Source organism: Leisingera sp. (genome assembly GCF_034669605.1).
Taxonomy (GTDB): domain Bacteria; phylum Pseudomonadota; class Alphaproteobacteria; order Rhodobacterales; family Rhodobacteraceae; genus Leisingera.
On record NZ_JAXMOX010000118.1, the window covers coordinates 1 to 14,649 of the forward strand.

Annotated in this window: 13 protein-coding genes and 2 pseudogenes; 4 read left to right on the forward strand and 11 right to left on the reverse strand. The window is 61.5% G+C overall.

Going from position 1 to position 14,649, the window contains the following annotated elements; translation table 11 throughout:
• Positions 1 to 104: 104 nt before the first annotated feature.
• From VOI29_RS14895 to rfbC, 7 genes and pseudogenes are all read right to left on the reverse strand, one after another.
• Entirely contained in the window at positions 105 to 1,130 is a 1,026-nt protein-coding gene (locus tag VOI29_RS14895; RefSeq protein WP_323780165.1) for an IS110 family transposase, read from the reverse strand.
• Between the two features lie 99 nt (positions 1,131 to 1,229).
• Positions 1,230 to 1,490, reverse strand: a complete 261-nt coding sequence (locus tag VOI29_RS24665; protein ID WP_416361536.1) for an IS3 family transposase — start codon at positions 1,488 to 1,490, stop codon at positions 1,230 to 1,232.
• A 156-nt stretch (positions 1,491 to 1,646) separates the two neighbouring features.
• Positions 1,647 to 1,908 (reverse strand): annotated as a pseudogene (locus tag VOI29_RS14900) (transposase); the annotation flags it as partial.
• A 182-nt stretch (positions 1,909 to 2,090) separates the two neighbouring features.
• Positions 2,091 to 2,993 carry a glucose-1-phosphate thymidylyltransferase RfbA gene (rfbA, locus tag VOI29_RS14905; RefSeq protein WP_323780172.1) on the reverse strand — a complete coding sequence of 301 codons (903 nt, stop codon included), beginning with the start codon at positions 2,991 to 2,993 and terminating at the stop codon, positions 2,091 to 2,093.
• Positions 2,990 to 3,841, reverse strand: a complete 852-nt coding sequence (gene rfbD / locus VOI29_RS14910; RefSeq protein ID WP_323780175.1) for a dTDP-4-dehydrorhamnose reductase — start codon at positions 3,839 to 3,841, stop codon at positions 2,990 to 2,992. The genes rfbA and rfbD overlap by 4 nt, the downstream gene beginning before the upstream one ends.
• Positions 3,842 to 3,928: 87 nt before the next feature.
• The gene (gene rfbB, locus VOI29_RS14915; protein ID WP_323780178.1) at positions 3,929 to 4,981 is read right to left on the reverse strand and encodes a dTDP-glucose 4,6-dehydratase; all 1,053 of its coding nucleotides are present in this window, start codon (positions 4,979 to 4,981) and stop codon (positions 3,929 to 3,931) included.
• 32 nt (positions 4,982 to 5,013) lie between these two features.
• A complete protein-coding gene (rfbC, locus tag VOI29_RS14920; protein WP_323780181.1) occupies positions 5,014 to 5,568 on the reverse strand; it encodes a dTDP-4-dehydrorhamnose 3,5-epimerase in 555 nt (184 codons plus the stop codon).
• Between the two features lie 678 nt (positions 5,569 to 6,246).
• Between rfbC and VOI29_RS14925 the strand changes: the two genes are divergently transcribed.
• The 4 genes from VOI29_RS14925 (at position 6,247) to VOI29_RS14940 (ending at position 12,137) form a co-directional block, all read left to right on the forward strand.
• Positions 6,247 to 7,605 carry a sigma-54 dependent transcriptional regulator gene (locus VOI29_RS14925; RefSeq protein WP_323780184.1) on the forward strand — a complete coding sequence of 453 codons (1,359 nt, stop codon included), beginning with the start codon at positions 6,247 to 6,249 and terminating at the stop codon, positions 7,603 to 7,605.
• 3 nt (positions 7,606 to 7,608) lie between these two features.
• Positions 7,609 to 9,573 (forward strand): cache domain-containing protein, encoded by a 1,965-nt coding sequence (locus tag VOI29_RS14930; protein ID WP_323780187.1) that lies wholly within the window; start codon positions 7,609 to 7,611, stop codon positions 9,571 to 9,573.
• Positions 9,574 to 9,822: 249 nt separating this feature from the next.
• On the forward strand, positions 9,823 to 11,505 hold the full coding sequence (locus VOI29_RS14935; RefSeq protein ID WP_323780190.1) for an OFA family MFS transporter: 1,683 nt from the start codon (positions 9,823 to 9,825) through the stop codon (positions 11,503 to 11,505).
• Between the two features lie 377 nt (positions 11,506 to 11,882).
• Complete coding sequence (locus VOI29_RS14940) at positions 11,883 to 12,137, forward strand: hypothetical protein (RefSeq protein WP_323780194.1); 255 nt, start codon at positions 11,883 to 11,885, stop codon at positions 12,135 to 12,137.
• Between the two features lie 72 nt (positions 12,138 to 12,209).
• Here the strand turns inward: VOI29_RS14940 and VOI29_RS14945 are convergent, their stop codons facing one another.
• The 4 genes and pseudogenes from VOI29_RS14945 to VOI29_RS14960 form a co-directional block, all read right to left on the reverse strand.
• Positions 12,210 to 12,713, reverse strand: coding sequence for an aminotransferase class I/II-fold pyridoxal phosphate-dependent enzyme (locus VOI29_RS14945; protein WP_323780197.1), 504 nt, complete (start codon positions 12,711 to 12,713; stop codon positions 12,210 to 12,212).
• A 59-nt stretch (positions 12,714 to 12,772) separates the two neighbouring features.
• The gene (locus VOI29_RS14950) at positions 12,773 to 13,222 is read right to left on the reverse strand and encodes an aminotransferase class I/II-fold pyridoxal phosphate-dependent enzyme (RefSeq protein ID WP_323780200.1); all 450 of its coding nucleotides are present in this window, start codon (positions 13,220 to 13,222) and stop codon (positions 12,773 to 12,775) included.
• Positions 13,143 to 14,357: a Hint domain-containing protein gene (locus VOI29_RS14955; protein WP_323780203.1), complete on the reverse strand. Its 1,215-nt coding sequence runs from the start codon at positions 14,355 to 14,357 to the stop codon at positions 13,143 to 13,145. Before VOI29_RS14955 ends, VOI29_RS14950 begins: the two co-directional genes overlap by 80 nt.
• Positions 14,358 to 14,542: 185 nt before the next feature.
• Positions 14,543 to 14,649: pseudogene (locus VOI29_RS14960) on the reverse strand (IS110 family transposase); the annotation flags it as partial.

Here is a 14,649-nt window from a genome sequence, read left to right on the forward strand (position 1 = left end):
ATGATGCTCGCATGTAGATCGCTCGGGTTTTGTCGATTGCCTGCCGCTGTGGTCGGTACGGCAACTTTGGGCGAGCGCGTGTATCGCGGCTCGGGTGCTTTGTCTTAGGTCTCCTTGGGTTCAAATTCGGTGCCATCTTTCCAGATCGCGCGCATGATCACGGAGAGTTTTCGGGCCAAGGCCACAACAGCTTTCTTATGGCTGGTGCGCTTTTTCAGCGCCATTTCCCATTCCTTGAGGCGCTGGCCCGGACCGGATTTCACGCGGCAAAGCAGGCTGTTGGCTGCCTCGTACAGAACCGTGCGCAACATTCGGTCGCCACGCTTTGATATTCGGCCACCAAAATCGATGTCGCCAGATTGGTAGCGTCTTGATGTCAGGCCGATATAGGCTCCGACAGATCTGGATCGTTTGAAGCGGTCCGGCGTGTCGATCGTTGCCACAAACGTGACGGCACTGACAGCTCCGACGCCCGGTATCGTCATCAGCCTGCGGCAGGCTTCATCATTCCGCGAATGACGGGTCATCTCTTTGGTCAGAAACGCGGCCTGTCGAAGCGCTTCTGTCCGCAACTTCAATAAAGGTTCGATAACTCCAGCCAGAACGGCCTGACCTTCCAGAACTTTCCGGACCCGTTGCTCATAGGTTTGCAGATGTTTGGGCAATCTGATCCCAAAACTGGCCAGTAACCCTCGTATCGTGTTCTCCGTGTCCATGCGCATCTTGATTGCAACTTCCCGGGCGCGCAAAAGGGCGCGACGTTCCTGGGCAAGGCGGCTCTTGACCTCGATCTTCTTGTAAAACCCCGTCCGGGCCAGTTCCGACAGCATGGCAGCGTCATTCTCATCGGTCTTGTTGTGCATCTGGCTCAGAACTGCATGGGCTTGACGTGCATCGATACAGACCATTGGGAGACCCCTCTGACTGAGTTCACCATACAGCCAGTTTGCCATCCGCCCGGTCTCGAGTACGACACAGACGATATGTTCCATTTCCGCACTCAATGCGCGTGAGAGGACATCCGGGTCCGTAGGCTTCTTGAAAGATGCCAAAACGTCACCTCGATCATCCTGCAGACAAACCGCTGTTTCATCCTTCGACACGTCAAGGCCAACAAAATAGCGTTCCATCACAACTCTCCTTTTTCTGGTGCAGCAACTGTGCACCGTTCGAGAGCGCGGATGATCAATTACTCAGAGTCATGTCGGTACACCCGTTGCCCGGCAGGGTCATGCGCAGCATGATCCCGAGAGGCGGACCTGATTGGGGCGGGTGATAACCAAGTCCCTGAGAAGATATGGACAAACCTTGTGTTCCGGAGGCTTTTGACTGGTCTTGGGCTCCTGGTCGATCGGCACCAAGCGCATGAGGCGCATCAACCGCCGCACCCGGTGGCGTCCACATTTGTGCCCCTCTCGCTGCATGTGACGGGCCATCTGCTGCGAGCCATACCACGGCCTATTCAGGAATTGGCGGTCGATGATCACCATGAACGCCAAGTTCCCGGCGCTTTCACCGCGGGGGTGGTAATACAGGCTTGAGCGGGCCAGCGACAGCAGCTTGCACCTCCGCCGGACGCCGAGATCGGGATGCTCGTGCGTCACCGCTTTTTGCCTTCAGTTCCGAGGCTAAAGCTGGAGGTTTCGGACAAAAATCGCGTTCCACCACCAGTTGGCCGATCTTGGCATGCAGTTTTTCCACGACCTTCGGTGAGATCGGCGGCTCTTCCTGGGGCTTCCCGCCAAACGTGGAAGCCATGTTCGAGATCGCCGTCTTCTTCCAACCGCTGATCATTGTCGGATGGACGCCGTACTTCTTGGCCAGTTTGGCCGTCGTCAGTTCTTCACGGATGGCCTCAAGAGCAACTTTGGCCTTGAACTCCGCCGAATCGCGTTTCCGCGTCGTCATATGTGGTCGTTCCTTCGTCAGGCGCTACAGCTTAGCAACTGGTCCGAAATCCTGCGACCACCTCTCTGATCTACGGACCTGGCATCCGGCCTACCTGTGTAAAAAAATCGAGTAGCCGTAAACCGTCCCGGTGCTAGTGTGACTTCGCCGTGACAGCAGATGCGCGGGCGGGAGCGGGCCGCCTACTTCAGCAGGCCTTCGAGATAAGCGCCATAAGCGTTCTTGGCGAATTTTTCCGCCCGCGCCTTCAGCTGGACCGCATCGATCCAGCCCGCGCCATAGGCGATTTCCTCCAGGCAGCCGGTTTGCAGCCCTTGGCGCTCCTGCAGGGTGCGCACGAAATTGCCCGCATCCAGCAGCGAGCCATGGGTGCCGGTATCCAGCCAGGCGTAGCCACGGCCCATGGTTTCAACCCGCAATGACCCTTCTTCCAGGTACATCTGCAGCAGATCGGTAATCTCCAGCTCGCCGCGCGGCGACGGTGCAACCCGCCGGGCCCGTTCCGGCGCTGTGCCATCCAGGAAATACAATCCGGTCACTGCATAGTTCGAGGGCGGCACCTCAGGTTTTTCGATGATCTCGCGCGCGCGGCCCTGATCGTCGAACCCTACCACGCCATAGCGTTCCGGATCCGCCACGTGATAGCCGAACACAGTGCCGCCGGCGGTTTGCGCATCGGCGGCGGCCAGAAGGTCCGGCAGGCCATGGCCAAAGAAGATATTGTCGCCCAGAACCAGCGCCGAGGGGGCGCCGGCCAGGAAGTCGTCGGCCAGGATAAACGCCTGCGCGAGACCGTCGGGTGAAGGCTGCACCACATAGGTCAGCTCGACCCCCCATTGGCTGCCGTCGCCGAGGAGGCGGGTGAACTGCTCCTGGTCCTGCGGCGTGGTGATCACGCAGATCTCGCGAATGCCCGCCAGCATCAGGACGCTGAGCGGGTAATAGATCATCGGCTTGTCATAGAGCGGCAGCAGCTGTTTTGAGACCGCCATGGTGATCGGATAGAGCCGGGTGCCGGAGCCGCCCGCGAGAATGATGCCTTTGCGGGCGGAGGCGGTTCCTGTGCCGGGCTTGCCATCTGTCATGCCAATTCTCCCAATTCTGTCAATATGTCGTTCAGTCCTGCCCGCCAGTCCGGCTGCGGGATGCCAAAAACTGTCTCCAACGATGTGCAGTCGAGCCGTGAATTCAAGGGGCGCGCCGCAGGCGTGGGATAAGCGGAGGTTGGAATATCCTCTACCGCACAGGCAATCCCGGCCCGGGCAAAAATTTCTCTGGCAAAGCCTGCCCAGCAGATCTGGGGCGCGCCTGCCAGATGGTAGATCCCGGATTTTCCCGGATCCGCCTGCAGCTGCCGCGCCATTTTCATGCAGGCAGCCGCGATGTCCCGCGCCGGGGTCGGCGCGCCGGTCTGGTCGCTGACAATGGTGAGCCGCTCGCGCGCACGGCCCAAACGCAGCATGGTTTTCACGAAGTTGCTGCCATGCGCCGAGACCACCCAGGAGGTGCGCAGGATGGCATATGTGCCGCCCGCCGCCCGCACAGCCTGTTCGCCTGCCAGTTTGGAGCGGCCATAGGCATTCACCGGGCCGGTTGCATCGCTGGGCTGCCAGGGGACGGTGCCGCTGCCGTCAAAGACGTAATCGGTGGAGACGGTGACAAAGGGAATGTTCCGATCCGCGCAGGCCTGCGCCATCGCGCCAGGCGCCGCGCCGTTGACCACCGTTGCGAGGGCTTCTTCCTCTTCCGCCTTGTCGACGGCGGTATAGGCGGCGGCGTTGATCACGGCGGCAGGCGCATGGGTGCGGATGGCTGCGGCGCAGGCTTCGGGATCGCTCAGATCCGCCTGATCGCGACCCAGGCAGGTGACGCCTTCCAGCATTGCCAGTTCCTGTGCCAGCTGGCCGGTCTTGCCGAAAACCAGGATACTCATAAGGTCTTCCCCGCTCCGTTTCATCTTTCCCCAAATACTCCCGCCGGAGGCAGGCTTTCCAGCCGGAAAGCCATCACTTGCCCCGGTTCACTTGCCAGTGCCCAGCCGCTGGCCGACGCCGTCGCGGTCCTGCAGGGCGCGCCACCAGGTCTCGTTGTCGAGATACCATTGCACGGTGCGCTCCAGGCCTTCCTCAACCGTCACCGACGGCCGCCAGCCCAGTTCGTCGCGGATGCGGCTGGGGTCGATGGCATAGCGCGCGTCATGGCCGGGGCGGTCGGTGACAAAGGTGATCTGGTCTGTGTAGGATTTCCCGTCCTTGCGCGGTTGTTTCTTGTCCAGAATGGCGCAGAGCGTCTGCACCAGCTCCAGGTTCGAGCGTTCATTCTCGCCGCCGATATTATAGCTGCGGCCCAATGCACCCTTTTGCACCACCAGCAAAAGGGCGTCGGCGTGATCCTCCACATACAGCCAGTCGCGCACGTTGGAGCCGTCGCCATAAATCGGCAGAGGTTTGCCCGCCAGCGCATTGAGGATCACCACCGGGATCAGTTTTTCCGGGAAATGATAAGGCCCGTAGTTGTTGGAGCAATTGGTCAGCACCACCGGCAGGCCATAGGTTTCGGCCCAGGCGCGCACCAGATGGTCGCTGGCGGCCTTGGACGCGGAATAGGGCGAGCGCGGATCATAGGCGGTGTTTTCGGTGAACATCACTGCCGGGTCCGCAGGCAGCGAGCCATAGACCTCGTCGGTTGAGATGTGGTGGAAGCGGAAGCTGTCCGGCCTGCCGGCCTGCATCCAGTATTTCCGGGCGGCCTCCAGCATCTGATACGTGCCGGTGATATTGGTCTCGACAAAATCGCCTGGTCCGTCGATCGAGCGGTCGACATGGGATTCCGCTGCCAGATGCATCACGGCATCCGGTTTATGGGTCTCAAACACGCGGTCCAGCGCGGCGCGGTCGCGGATATCGGCCTGCTCAAAGGCATAAAGCGGGCTTTTTGCGGCATCGGCCACATTTGCCAGGCAGGCGGCATAGGTCAGCGCATCCAGGTTCACCACCTGATGGCCGCGCGCCACGGCCAGCCGCACCACTGCCGAGCCGATAAAGCCGGCCCCGCCGGTCACCAGTATCTTCATGCCGCGCCTCCGGCTGCGAGTATCTTCATCACTTATCCTTCCCAGGCAAAGGGGCTGTCGAAATCCGCCAGCGCGGGTGCGCTTTTGTCTTTGTCCGACAGGACGGGCGTGCCGTCAAACGCCCAATCGATGCCGCAGCTGTCCCAGGCCACCGCGCCGTCGCACTCGGGCGCGTAGTAATCGGTGCATTTATAGATCACCTCGGTGTTCGGCGCCCGGGTCAGGAAGCCATGCAGGAAGCCCTTGGGCACCAGCAATTGCTTGCCGTTCTCTGCCGACAGCTCGATCCCGAACCATTTGCCGTAGGCGGGCGAGCCTTTGCGGATATCCACCGCCACGTCGAACAGGGCGCCCTGGCCGCAGCGCACCAGCTTGTCCTGGGCACGGGGAGGCGATTGGAAATGCAGGCCGCGCAGGGTGCCGGTTTGCGCCGAAACGGAATGGTTGTCCTGGACAAAATCCAGATCGATGCCGTGGGCGGCCAGCCGCTGCCGGTTCCAGCTTTCGCTGAAGAACCCGCGTGCATCGCCGAACCGTGCGGGTGTCAGCACCTTCAGGCCCGGCAGCCCTGTTTCATCTATCTGCATCGCCTCTGACCTCTTGTCTTCTGTGTATCCGCCTGCATCAGGCCGAAGTACTGCAGCCTGATCCGGTCCCATCTGTAGCACCGCCGGGCAACTTCGCGCAGGGATTCTGCTGCGGCGGTATCGTCAAACCCGCCGGATATCAACTCTGGCACCTTAAAGTTAACTGACGAGGACCGAAACCGGGGCTGACTGCAATGATCACGCGGTGCCGGTCTGAGCGATGGTGCGGCAGACCTTCACGGCGGCGGTGCGGAGGTTGCGAAAATCTGCGGATGTCATCTCGTGGCGAGGGAGGTGAATAGTGTCCGTCGTCAAATAAAATGGGCCTTTAGAGCGGCTTGTACCCCTGCACGCCCTCGACACGCTATCCCGGATGGCGGTCTGGGCCACCGGCACCACCTGGTGTTGTGCGCAGCGGAAGCCTGTGCTGCCTCTTGCGGACGCGTTGAAGGGGCATCCGCCGGCGGGTAACTTAATTCCTGACCCCTTGATTGCCTCATTCCCGCAGCGGGCTTCAGAATGCCGCCCGTAGCAGAGTGAGGCGAGGTATTTCGCAGGTGCGCCCAAGCTGCGGCCGCTGGAATGTGCCCGGCCGGCAGCGAGGCAGGCCCAGATCTCTCGACAAAGCAAAGGAAAGCGACAATAGTCCAATACCGGCCCCATAGAAGAGCGGCAGGTATGAAAAATACAGATATGGCAAAGCTGGCCGACCCGCTCGAGCAGGCAAGTATTCTCATCGTTGACGATGAGCCGGGCATGCGCAATTTCCTCGTGAAAACTCTGCGCCCTCTATGTCAGTTGGTGGATCAGGCCGAAAACACCGAAGCCGCTGCTGCGCTGCTCAATACCCGGCAATATGATGTAATGATCCTTGACAACATCATGCCTGGCCAGAAAGGTCTGGACTGGCTGGAGGAGCAGCGGCGGGACGGCGGCTTCTTGGATACAATCCTGATTACGGCCTACGCCGATCTGCAAACGGCGATCGACGCTCTTCGGGCCGGGGCGTCGGATTTCGTTTTAAAGCCTTTCCGCTCCAATCAGATCCTCAATGCTCTGCGACGCTGCATCGAAACGGCCCAGCTGAAACGCGAGAATATGCTGCTGCGGAGAGAACTGGAAACCACTGGCGTCGGGCGCCGCCGCCGCCGCGAGCTGGTCGGAGCGTCGGCCGCCATCAACCATGTGCGCGTCTTGCTGGACCGGGTGGCACAGGTCTCTACCCCGGTGCTGATCACCGGCGCCTCCGGCACCGGCAAGGAGGTTGCCGCACGCCACTTGCATGCGCTTTCCAGCCGCACTTCGGCGCCCTTCGTGCCTGTGCAATGCGGCGCCATTCCGGCGGATGTGATCGAGTACGAACTTTTCGGACACGCTCCTGGCGCTTTTCCTGGTGCCCCTGCCGGCCGTGAAGGGCTGCTTGCCTCGGCGCAGGGCGGCACCGTTTTCCTCGATGAAATCGGTGAGCTCAGCCCGTCGGCGCAAAACGCGCTGCTGAGGGTGCTGGAAGATGGCCGTATCCGGCCGATCGGCACCGAGCGGACGGTGCAGCTCGATGTCCGCTTTGTGATGAGCTCCAGCCGCACACTGGCCAGGGCAGTTGCTGCAGGAAATTTCCGCGAGGATCTGCTGTTCCGTATCAACGTGCTCGAAGTGGCAATGCCGCTCCTGCGCGAACGCGGTACCGACATTGTCGAACTTGCTGAACTGTTCCTCACCGAAATCGCCGCCCAGCTGCAGCTGCCGCCACTGGAGCTGTCCGCCAGCGTCAAGTCCGCTCTGTTGCGTCATGACTGGCCTGGCAACATCCGAGAGCTGCGGAATTTTGTTGAGCGCTCGCTGATCTTCGGCAGTTTTTCCCTGGACACGCTGGCCCCGGCCCGCCCCGCTGCTGACATCCTGCCGCTGGAAGAAGTCGAGCGCCGCGAGATTCTGCACGCGCTGGAGGCGGTCGGCGGCAACCGCAGCGAAGCGGCGCGGCGGCTGGGGGTCTCGCGCAAGACCATTGACCGTAAATGTGCGGTTTGGGGGCTTTAAGCCATGCGAAGGCTGCGTCTGCTCATGCGGTCGGTCCGGGTCCGGCTTCTGCTGATTGCGCTGCTGCCGATGCTGGTGCTGATGCCCCTGCTGCTGGGCTTCGCCACCTGGCGCTGGTCGAACCAGATCGACGGCCTGCTGATCAGCAAGGTTAACGGGGATTTGACCATTGCTGACCAGTATCTGGCCAGGCTGACCGCCACCTCGGGCGAACTGCTGGATGCGGTGGCGCAATCAGTCCGTTTCCGCAGCGCGCTTACGGCGGGCAGCACTGCAGATTTCCTAGCGCAGGAACGGACCCGGCTCGGTCTCGATTTCCTCTATCTGGCCGGGTTCGATGGCCGTTCCGGTTTCACTCCTGCAGACTGGCCCGTCATCCGCGGCGCGCTGCAGGGGCAATGGCAAAGCGCTGTCGACATTCTGGACGCTGACCAGCTTGACGCGTTGAGCCCCGGCCTCGCCGCCCGCGCCGCCATCCCGCTGGTCGCGACCGAGGCCGCCGTCCCGGCCACCCGCAGCATCGAAACCCGCGGCATGATCATCCACTCGGCCGCCCCGGTGACCCTGCCGGACGGCCAACGGGCGGTGCTGGTCGGGGGACGGCTGCTGAACCGCAACCTCGATTTCATCGACACCATCAACGCGCTGGTGTACCGCAAACAAAGCCTGCCGGAGGGCAGCCAGGGCACCGCCACGCTGTTTCTCGAGGACGTGCGGATCTCAACCAATGTGCGGCTGTTCGAAAATGTGCGCGCGCTCGGCACCCGGGTCTCTGCCGAAGTGCGCGGCCTGGTGCTGGGGCGCGGCGAAACCTGGCTCGACCGGGCCTTTGTGGTGAACGACTGGTATATCTCCGCCTACGAGCCGATCCTCGACAGCCGCGGCCAGCGGGCCGGCATGCTCTATGTCGGCTTTCTGGAAACCCCGTTCCGCCAGGCCAAGCGCCAATCGGTGCTGGCGCTCGGGGGGGCTTTCCTGCTGATCGCAGCGTTGTCTGTACCGATCTTCCTGCGGTGGGCCGGGCGTATCTTCCGCCCTCTTGAAAGCATGACCCAGACCATCGCCATGGTCGAACAGGGCGACCTTGCCGCCCGCAACCGCCCGCAGGACGCCAGTGGCGAGATTGCCCGGGTGGCGTCGCATTTAGACAGCCTTCTGGACCAGGTGCAGGAGCGCGACCGGCAATTGCGCCACTGGGGCGAAAGCCTCGAGGCTAAGGTCGAGGAACGCACTGCCGACCTCCGCGAGGCGAACCGGCGGCTGGAGCAGACCACCGAGCGGCTGATCGTCTCCGAGAAACTCGCTGCGGTGGGCGAGATCACTGCCTCGGTCGCGCATGAGATCAACAATCCGGTGGCGGTGATCCAGGGCAACCTTGACCTTGCCCGCACGCTGCTGGGCGATCAGGCCCGCCCGGTCGACGAGGAATTCCGCCTGATCGACGATCAGGTCTACCGCATCGGCGTGATCGTCTCCAAGCTGCTGCAATTCGCCCGGCCGGAGGAATATTCCGGCGCCGCCGGGCTAGTCTCCCCCGCCGAAGTGCTGTCCGATTGCCTGGTGCTGACCCGCCACCAGATCGAAGCGGCGGGGGTCAAGGCCGCGACCCGTCTGGACAGTACCGGCGAGGTGCGGATGTCGCGCACCGAATTGCAGCAGGTGCTGGTCAACCTGATCCTCAATGCAGTGCAGGCTATGCCCGGCGGCGGCCGCCTCTCCCTGACGGCTGAAGATGCCCCGGACGGCGTGCTGCTCACCGCCGAGGATACCGGCACCGGCATCCCGCCAGAATTGCAGAGCCGCATCTTCGATCCCTTCTTCACCACCAAGCTGGCGCAGGGCACCGGGCTGGGCCTGTCGATCAGTCACCAGCTGGTGAATCGCGCGGGCGGGAGCATCACGGTGCAGTCGAAGCCCGGACAGGGCAGCCGGTTCGAAATTTTTCTGCCCTCTCCTGCCGCCAGCTGATCCGGACAAATTGGCGCAAATCTGCGGGGCGTCGCAGCCCCGGGGCGGACAGATTGTCCCGCAACCGCCTGCCTGGGGTTCGCCGGTCGGACAAAGTGGCGAGATAAGCTATTGTTATAACTAAATTATTTGTTTGACAGATCGGCCGGCTCCCCGCCTTTGTCAAGCTACTGCGCGACGCCGCAGGCCATTCCGGAGGGCCGCAATAGGAGGTTGCAGCCGCCGGAACAGCAACAGGGAGGATTACATATGAGCAACCAATCACCCGGTGGACTGGGTTTTCTGCACAAGAGCCACATCACTGCCGAACCCGGCTTTAACCGCTGGCGGGTGCCGCCGGCATCGATCGCCATCCATCTCTGTATCGGCTCGGTCTATGCCTGGTCGGTGTTCAACCCGCCGCTGACCCGCGAGCTGGGGGTGGTGGCCTCCAGCGCCAATGACTGGAGCCTCGGCTCGGTTGTCTGGATTTTTTCGGTCGCCATTGTCTTCCTCGGGCTGGCCGCCGCATTTGCCGGCAAATGGCTGGAAGAGGTCGGTCCCCGCATGGTCGGCGTGGTGGCGGCGCTGCTGTGGGGCGGCGGCTTCATTGTTGGGTCGTTCGGCATTTCCAGTCATCAGCTGTGGCTTGTTTATCTGGGCTACGGGGTGCTCGGCGGCTGCGGGCTGGGACTGGGCTATGTCTCTCCGGTGTCGACCCTGATACGCTGGTTCCCAGACCGGCGCGGCATGGCAACCGGCATGGCGATCATGGGCTTTGGCGGCGGCGCCATGATCGCCGCGCCGGTCAAGGGCTGGCTGCTGGATTTCTACGAAACCGCACCGACCTATCTGGGTGCCAAGGACGCGGTGCAGACCGTGGTTGAAAACGGCCGGGTTTTTGCGGAAACCGCGCAAGGCAAAATCGAGGTGGTGATCGCCAGCGCGGCGCAGGCTGCCGAGTTTGGCGGGGAGGCCGGCGCCTATGCGGTGGGCACCGGCAATACCGGCGCCGCGCAGACCTTCATGACGCTGGGTATCGTTTACTTCGTGGTGATGATTCTGGCCGCCTTCCAGTACCGGGTCCCCGCCAAGGACTGGGCACCGGCGGGCTGGGCGCCGAAACCTGCGGCCTCGGGTCTGGTGACGCAGAACAACGTGCATATCGACCAGGCGCTGAAGACGCCGCAGTTCTGGCAGTTGTGGGTGATGCTGTGCTTCAACGTGACCGCGGGCATCGGCGTGATCGGTGTTGCCAAGACAATGATGTCTGAGATTTTCGGCTCGGTGATGCCGCTGGTGGCGACGGCTGCTTTCGCCTCGACCTATGTGTTGATGATTTCCGTCTTCAACATGGTCGGGCGGTTCTTCTGGGCGTCGACATCGGACTATATCGGGCGCAAGGCGACCTATATGTGCTTCTTCGTGCTGGGCACGGTGCTGTATCTGTCGATCCCGTACTTTGCCTCGGCGGCGGCGGCGAACCCCTCGCTGCTGTATCTGGGCGGCTTCTACCTTGCCACCATTCCGGCCTATTTGGCCGACATGTTCGGCACCATGCATGTGGGCGGCATCCACGGGCGGCTGCTGACCGCCTGGTCGACCGCGGGCGTGCTGGGGCCGCTGGCCATCACCTCGCTGCGGCGGATGTCGGTAAACAGCGCGGTGCAGGATCTGGCCGCGCGGATCGATCCCGCTGCCTTTGCCGAGAAATTCGGCGCCCCGGTGGCGCAGCTGGACCAGCTGGTGGCGGCCAAGACCGTGACCATCGCCCGGCTGATGGAGATCGCCCCCGCAGGCACCCTGGATCCGACGCCGAGCCTTTATAACACCACGATGTACTGCATGGCGGCGCTGCTGGCGGCGGCCTTCTTTGCCAATCTCGCGATGCGCCCGGTGAAAGAGCATCATCACCATGACGAACCGGAGCTGCAGGCCGTTCCCGGGGAGTAAGCCGCCGGCCGGGGTGTGTTTTGCACCCCGGCTGCGGTTGCAGCCTGCATTCAAAACAGTAGATTTCCCGAGAGAAGTTTAAGTATTTATCGCAGTTACCGGGAGTGCTGTAAATTTCGCGAGGTAACGCCTCTGCGCCTTGCCATCCTCAATGCAGGGTCCAGGATGACGCGGCGGCACTCTTGCAGTCAGCCTTAACACAGAGTTTGCGGGATTTTCTCAACATGCGTTGTATCCTGCGGTTTTCGTGACCTGTTACATCCCTACTATCCGGGTTACGGGCATGCCGGTTTTGAGAGCGGTTTCGATCGGACTTCCGGTCTTTTGCGCGCCCGTCATGCAGCAACCCTCGCTGTTTCTGGCGGCGCTCAGCGCAGATGCGGCACGAAACCCGACGTCTCGCGACCGTCACATTACTGAAATCCGCAGCCGAGGCCGAATGGCCAGGCAGTAGTCCACTGGCTACAATCAGCGCAGCGGGGAAAAGCACAGACCGGCAGGTGAAAGGCGGTTATAGGAGAGAAACTGCGGGAGCGAAATTTGAAAACCAGAAGGCCGAAGCCGGCATCGGTGCAAAGGTTCTCAACCGAATGACCGGATTGGGCCGCTCCCGCTTTGAGCTGATAGCATGAATTTTCTTGGGGGCGTGGGGTGCCTGCGGCCATTGTTCAATCCGTGCAACTCGGTCCTGAAAAGTTCAGACATCAGGCGGCCGGCTTTATGGCGGCCCAACCCAGGCCGCTGCCGGCCGCCAGAAGTGCATTGACCAGCGAGCGCATATGGGCCTCGGTGTGAAACGGCGTCGGGGTGATGCGCAGACGCTCCTGCCCACGCGCGACCGTCGGGTAGTTGATTGGCTGGGCGTAGATTGCGTGCTCGGCCAGCAATCGTTCGCTGATGCGGCGGCACAGATGCGCGTCGCCGACGATCACCGGCAGGATATGACCCGGCGTATCGAGGACGGGCAGAGCGGCGTCGCGGAGCATCGCCTTGAGGCGGACGGCATTGGCAGCCTGTCGGTCCCGGTCTTCAGGATGGGCCTTGACGTGCTGGATCGCGGTGTGTGCGACCGCAGCAGGATGAAGACAGAGAGAGGTGGTAAAGATGTAGCTGTCGGGCATGCTGCGGATGACACCAATCAGCATGGACGGGCCGGCGAAGTAGCCGCCCATCACGCCAAAGGCTATGGTCAGGCTGCCCTCGATCACGGTCCGGCGATGCGCCAGTCCCTCACGTTCGGCGACGCCGCCACCGCGCGTACCTAAAATCACACGGCATGGATTTCATCGAGACAGGTTAGCGCGCCATGCCTTTCGGCGACATCGCAGATGACCCCGATCGGGGCGATGCCGCCGTCCATGCTGCAGACACTCTCGAACGCGACGAATTTGGGGCGATCAGGATCGATATCGCTCATCAACTCGTCGAGGTGAGCAGCGTAATTGTGACGGAAGATGAACTTTTCCGCGCCTGCCCTGCGGATGCCTTCGATCATCGAATTGCGGTTCTGGGCGCCGGCGAAGATCGCACAGTTGGGAAGAGCGCCCCCGAGGGTGCCGAGGGCGGCCAGGTTGGGTCTATGTCTGGGCCGGCGGGACCTGTAGTAGCTTGGTCCGCAGGCCAATTTCGGCTCCGATTCAGGATTTTTGCCGGGCTTTGCTCTGTACAAGGCGAAAGCTTTCTCCGAACCGCTCTGCCTCGTGTTTTTCCATCGCAAGGTCCAGATCCCATTTCCGGATTTCCTTGGTCAAAATACGATCCCTGTCTTTGCGTTGTTTGGCGATCTTGCGCCTGACTGCGCCAACGGTCAGGCAATCCCGTGCCGGCGGGCCGTTCAGGGCCGCGTTGGGTGCGGGCGCAGGCCCGAAAATGCCGACGACCGCGCGACGCTCGGCGGCGGTCAACCCGTTCACGACCATCGGCCCGAGCAGCAGCGATTCCGACAGGCAGCCATTGGCGGTGACAACCTCGTGCCGGTCACAGGCGAAGTGAACCCATGTGATCTCTCTCTTGCCCTTCATATGGCGGATGCCCGGCACCGCCGTCAGGGATTTTGCGGGCGCGAACGCCTCGCTGGTGAACACTTCGTCTAATTGCCCGTTCCCGCCGACAAATATGCGGTGCTGCGGCGAGACGATCAGGTCCTGCGCGGGCAGGTTCCGACCCAATGCCTCGGCCCTGATCTGCACCGGCTTTGCACCGGCTTCGACCTCTTCCAGCGGATGGTCGCTGCAGCGTGCCCAGCGGATTGACTGCGGGCCGTGATCGCGGGTCAGAACCAAATCGCCAGGTTTCAGCGTCTCCACCGGGCGCGGCCCGTCCGGTGTGCCGATCATCGTACCAAGGGCATAGCAGACTATGTTGCTGTAGGGCTCCGAACTGGATGATGTGCCGTCGCCGCTATCAAATGGATCGCCATCGCGCCCCTGTACAGCTGTAAATGCTGTTCCGTTGACAGGTTCTTGCCCCTCTGGATAGCCAAAACCAACGTTTACACCGTCAATCCTGACAACGAACACTTCATTGCCAGCAGAATCCAACATTGAGAACTCATTCTCAACGACAGAACCGGCCAGATACGTTACACCATTTATGGTGACATCTTGGCCAAGTGTCTGAGCTCCGCCAGTTTCTACATATTCGTCCTCGAATTGACCGTCATCATCAATGATTTCTAACTGGGAACCTGATCCGCCGTTGAATGTGAAGGTTTCACCGATCCATGTTGGCGCCGAGGCATTATAATCCGGGCTATCCGGATCGTTGGAATGGGTATCGCCCTCTATGTCCGTCATCGGGATTGCCGGTGGCAACGTATAAAGCGACCAATCGTATATCTTTATGATTGGCATCAACTCCGCCTCCCTTACATGACTCGCACAAACTTTCGAAGACCCACGCTAAACTCGGTGGATAAGACCCTGGCGGCGAAACCTGAACATCTGGTGAAGACGCGCCATTTTAGATTTTGCGGGTACATAATCTGTTGCAACCAATTAGAAATGTCACTGGTTCCGCAAAGCAGTATCCGTGTTGATCAAGCGTAATTTTCACTCCATTTCCGCTGGTCTCTGAGAAGTGCGTTTGCAACGACGACAAGCTTTCGCATGATTGCGGTCAGCGCGACTTTGGGCGGCTTTCCTG

Bases quoted from the DNA above. Each gene is read 5' to 3' on its own strand.
- VOI29_RS14955 (WP_323780203.1), bottom strand. From the start codon at position 14,357: ATGCCAATCATAAAGATATACGATTGGTCGCTTTATACGTTGCCACCG.
- VOI29_RS14895 (WP_323780165.1), bottom strand. From the start codon at position 1,130: ATGGAACGCTATTTTGTTGGCCTTGACGTGTCGAAGGATGAAACAGCG.
- VOI29_RS14925 (WP_323780184.1), top strand. From the start codon at position 6,247: ATGAAAAATACAGATATGGCAAAGCTGGCCGACCCGCTCGAGCAGGCA.
- VOI29_RS24665 (WP_416361536.1), bottom strand. From the start codon at position 1,490: ATGGTGATCATCGACCGCCAATTCCTGAATAGGCCGTGGTATGGCTCG.
- rfbD (WP_323780175.1), bottom strand. From the start codon at position 3,841: ATGAGTATCCTGGTTTTCGGCAAGACCGGCCAGCTGGCACAGGAACTG.
- rfbA (WP_323780172.1), bottom strand. From the start codon at position 2,993: ATGACAGATGGCAAGCCCGGCACAGGAACCGCCTCCGCCCGCAAAGGC.
- rfbC (WP_323780181.1), bottom strand. From the start codon at position 5,568: ATGCAGATAGATGAAACAGGGCTGCCGGGCCTGAAGGTGCTGACACCC.
- rfbB (WP_323780178.1), bottom strand. From the start codon at position 4,981: ATGAAGATACTGGTGACCGGCGGGGCCGGCTTTATCGGCTCGGCAGTG.
- VOI29_RS14940 (WP_323780194.1), top strand. From the start codon at position 11,883: ATGCGGCACGAAACCCGACGTCTCGCGACCGTCACATTACTGAAATCC.
- VOI29_RS14930 (WP_323780187.1), top strand. From the start codon at position 7,609: ATGCGAAGGCTGCGTCTGCTCATGCGGTCGGTCCGGGTCCGGCTTCTG.
- VOI29_RS14935 (WP_323780190.1), top strand. From the start codon at position 9,823: ATGAGCAACCAATCACCCGGTGGACTGGGTTTTCTGCACAAGAGCCAC.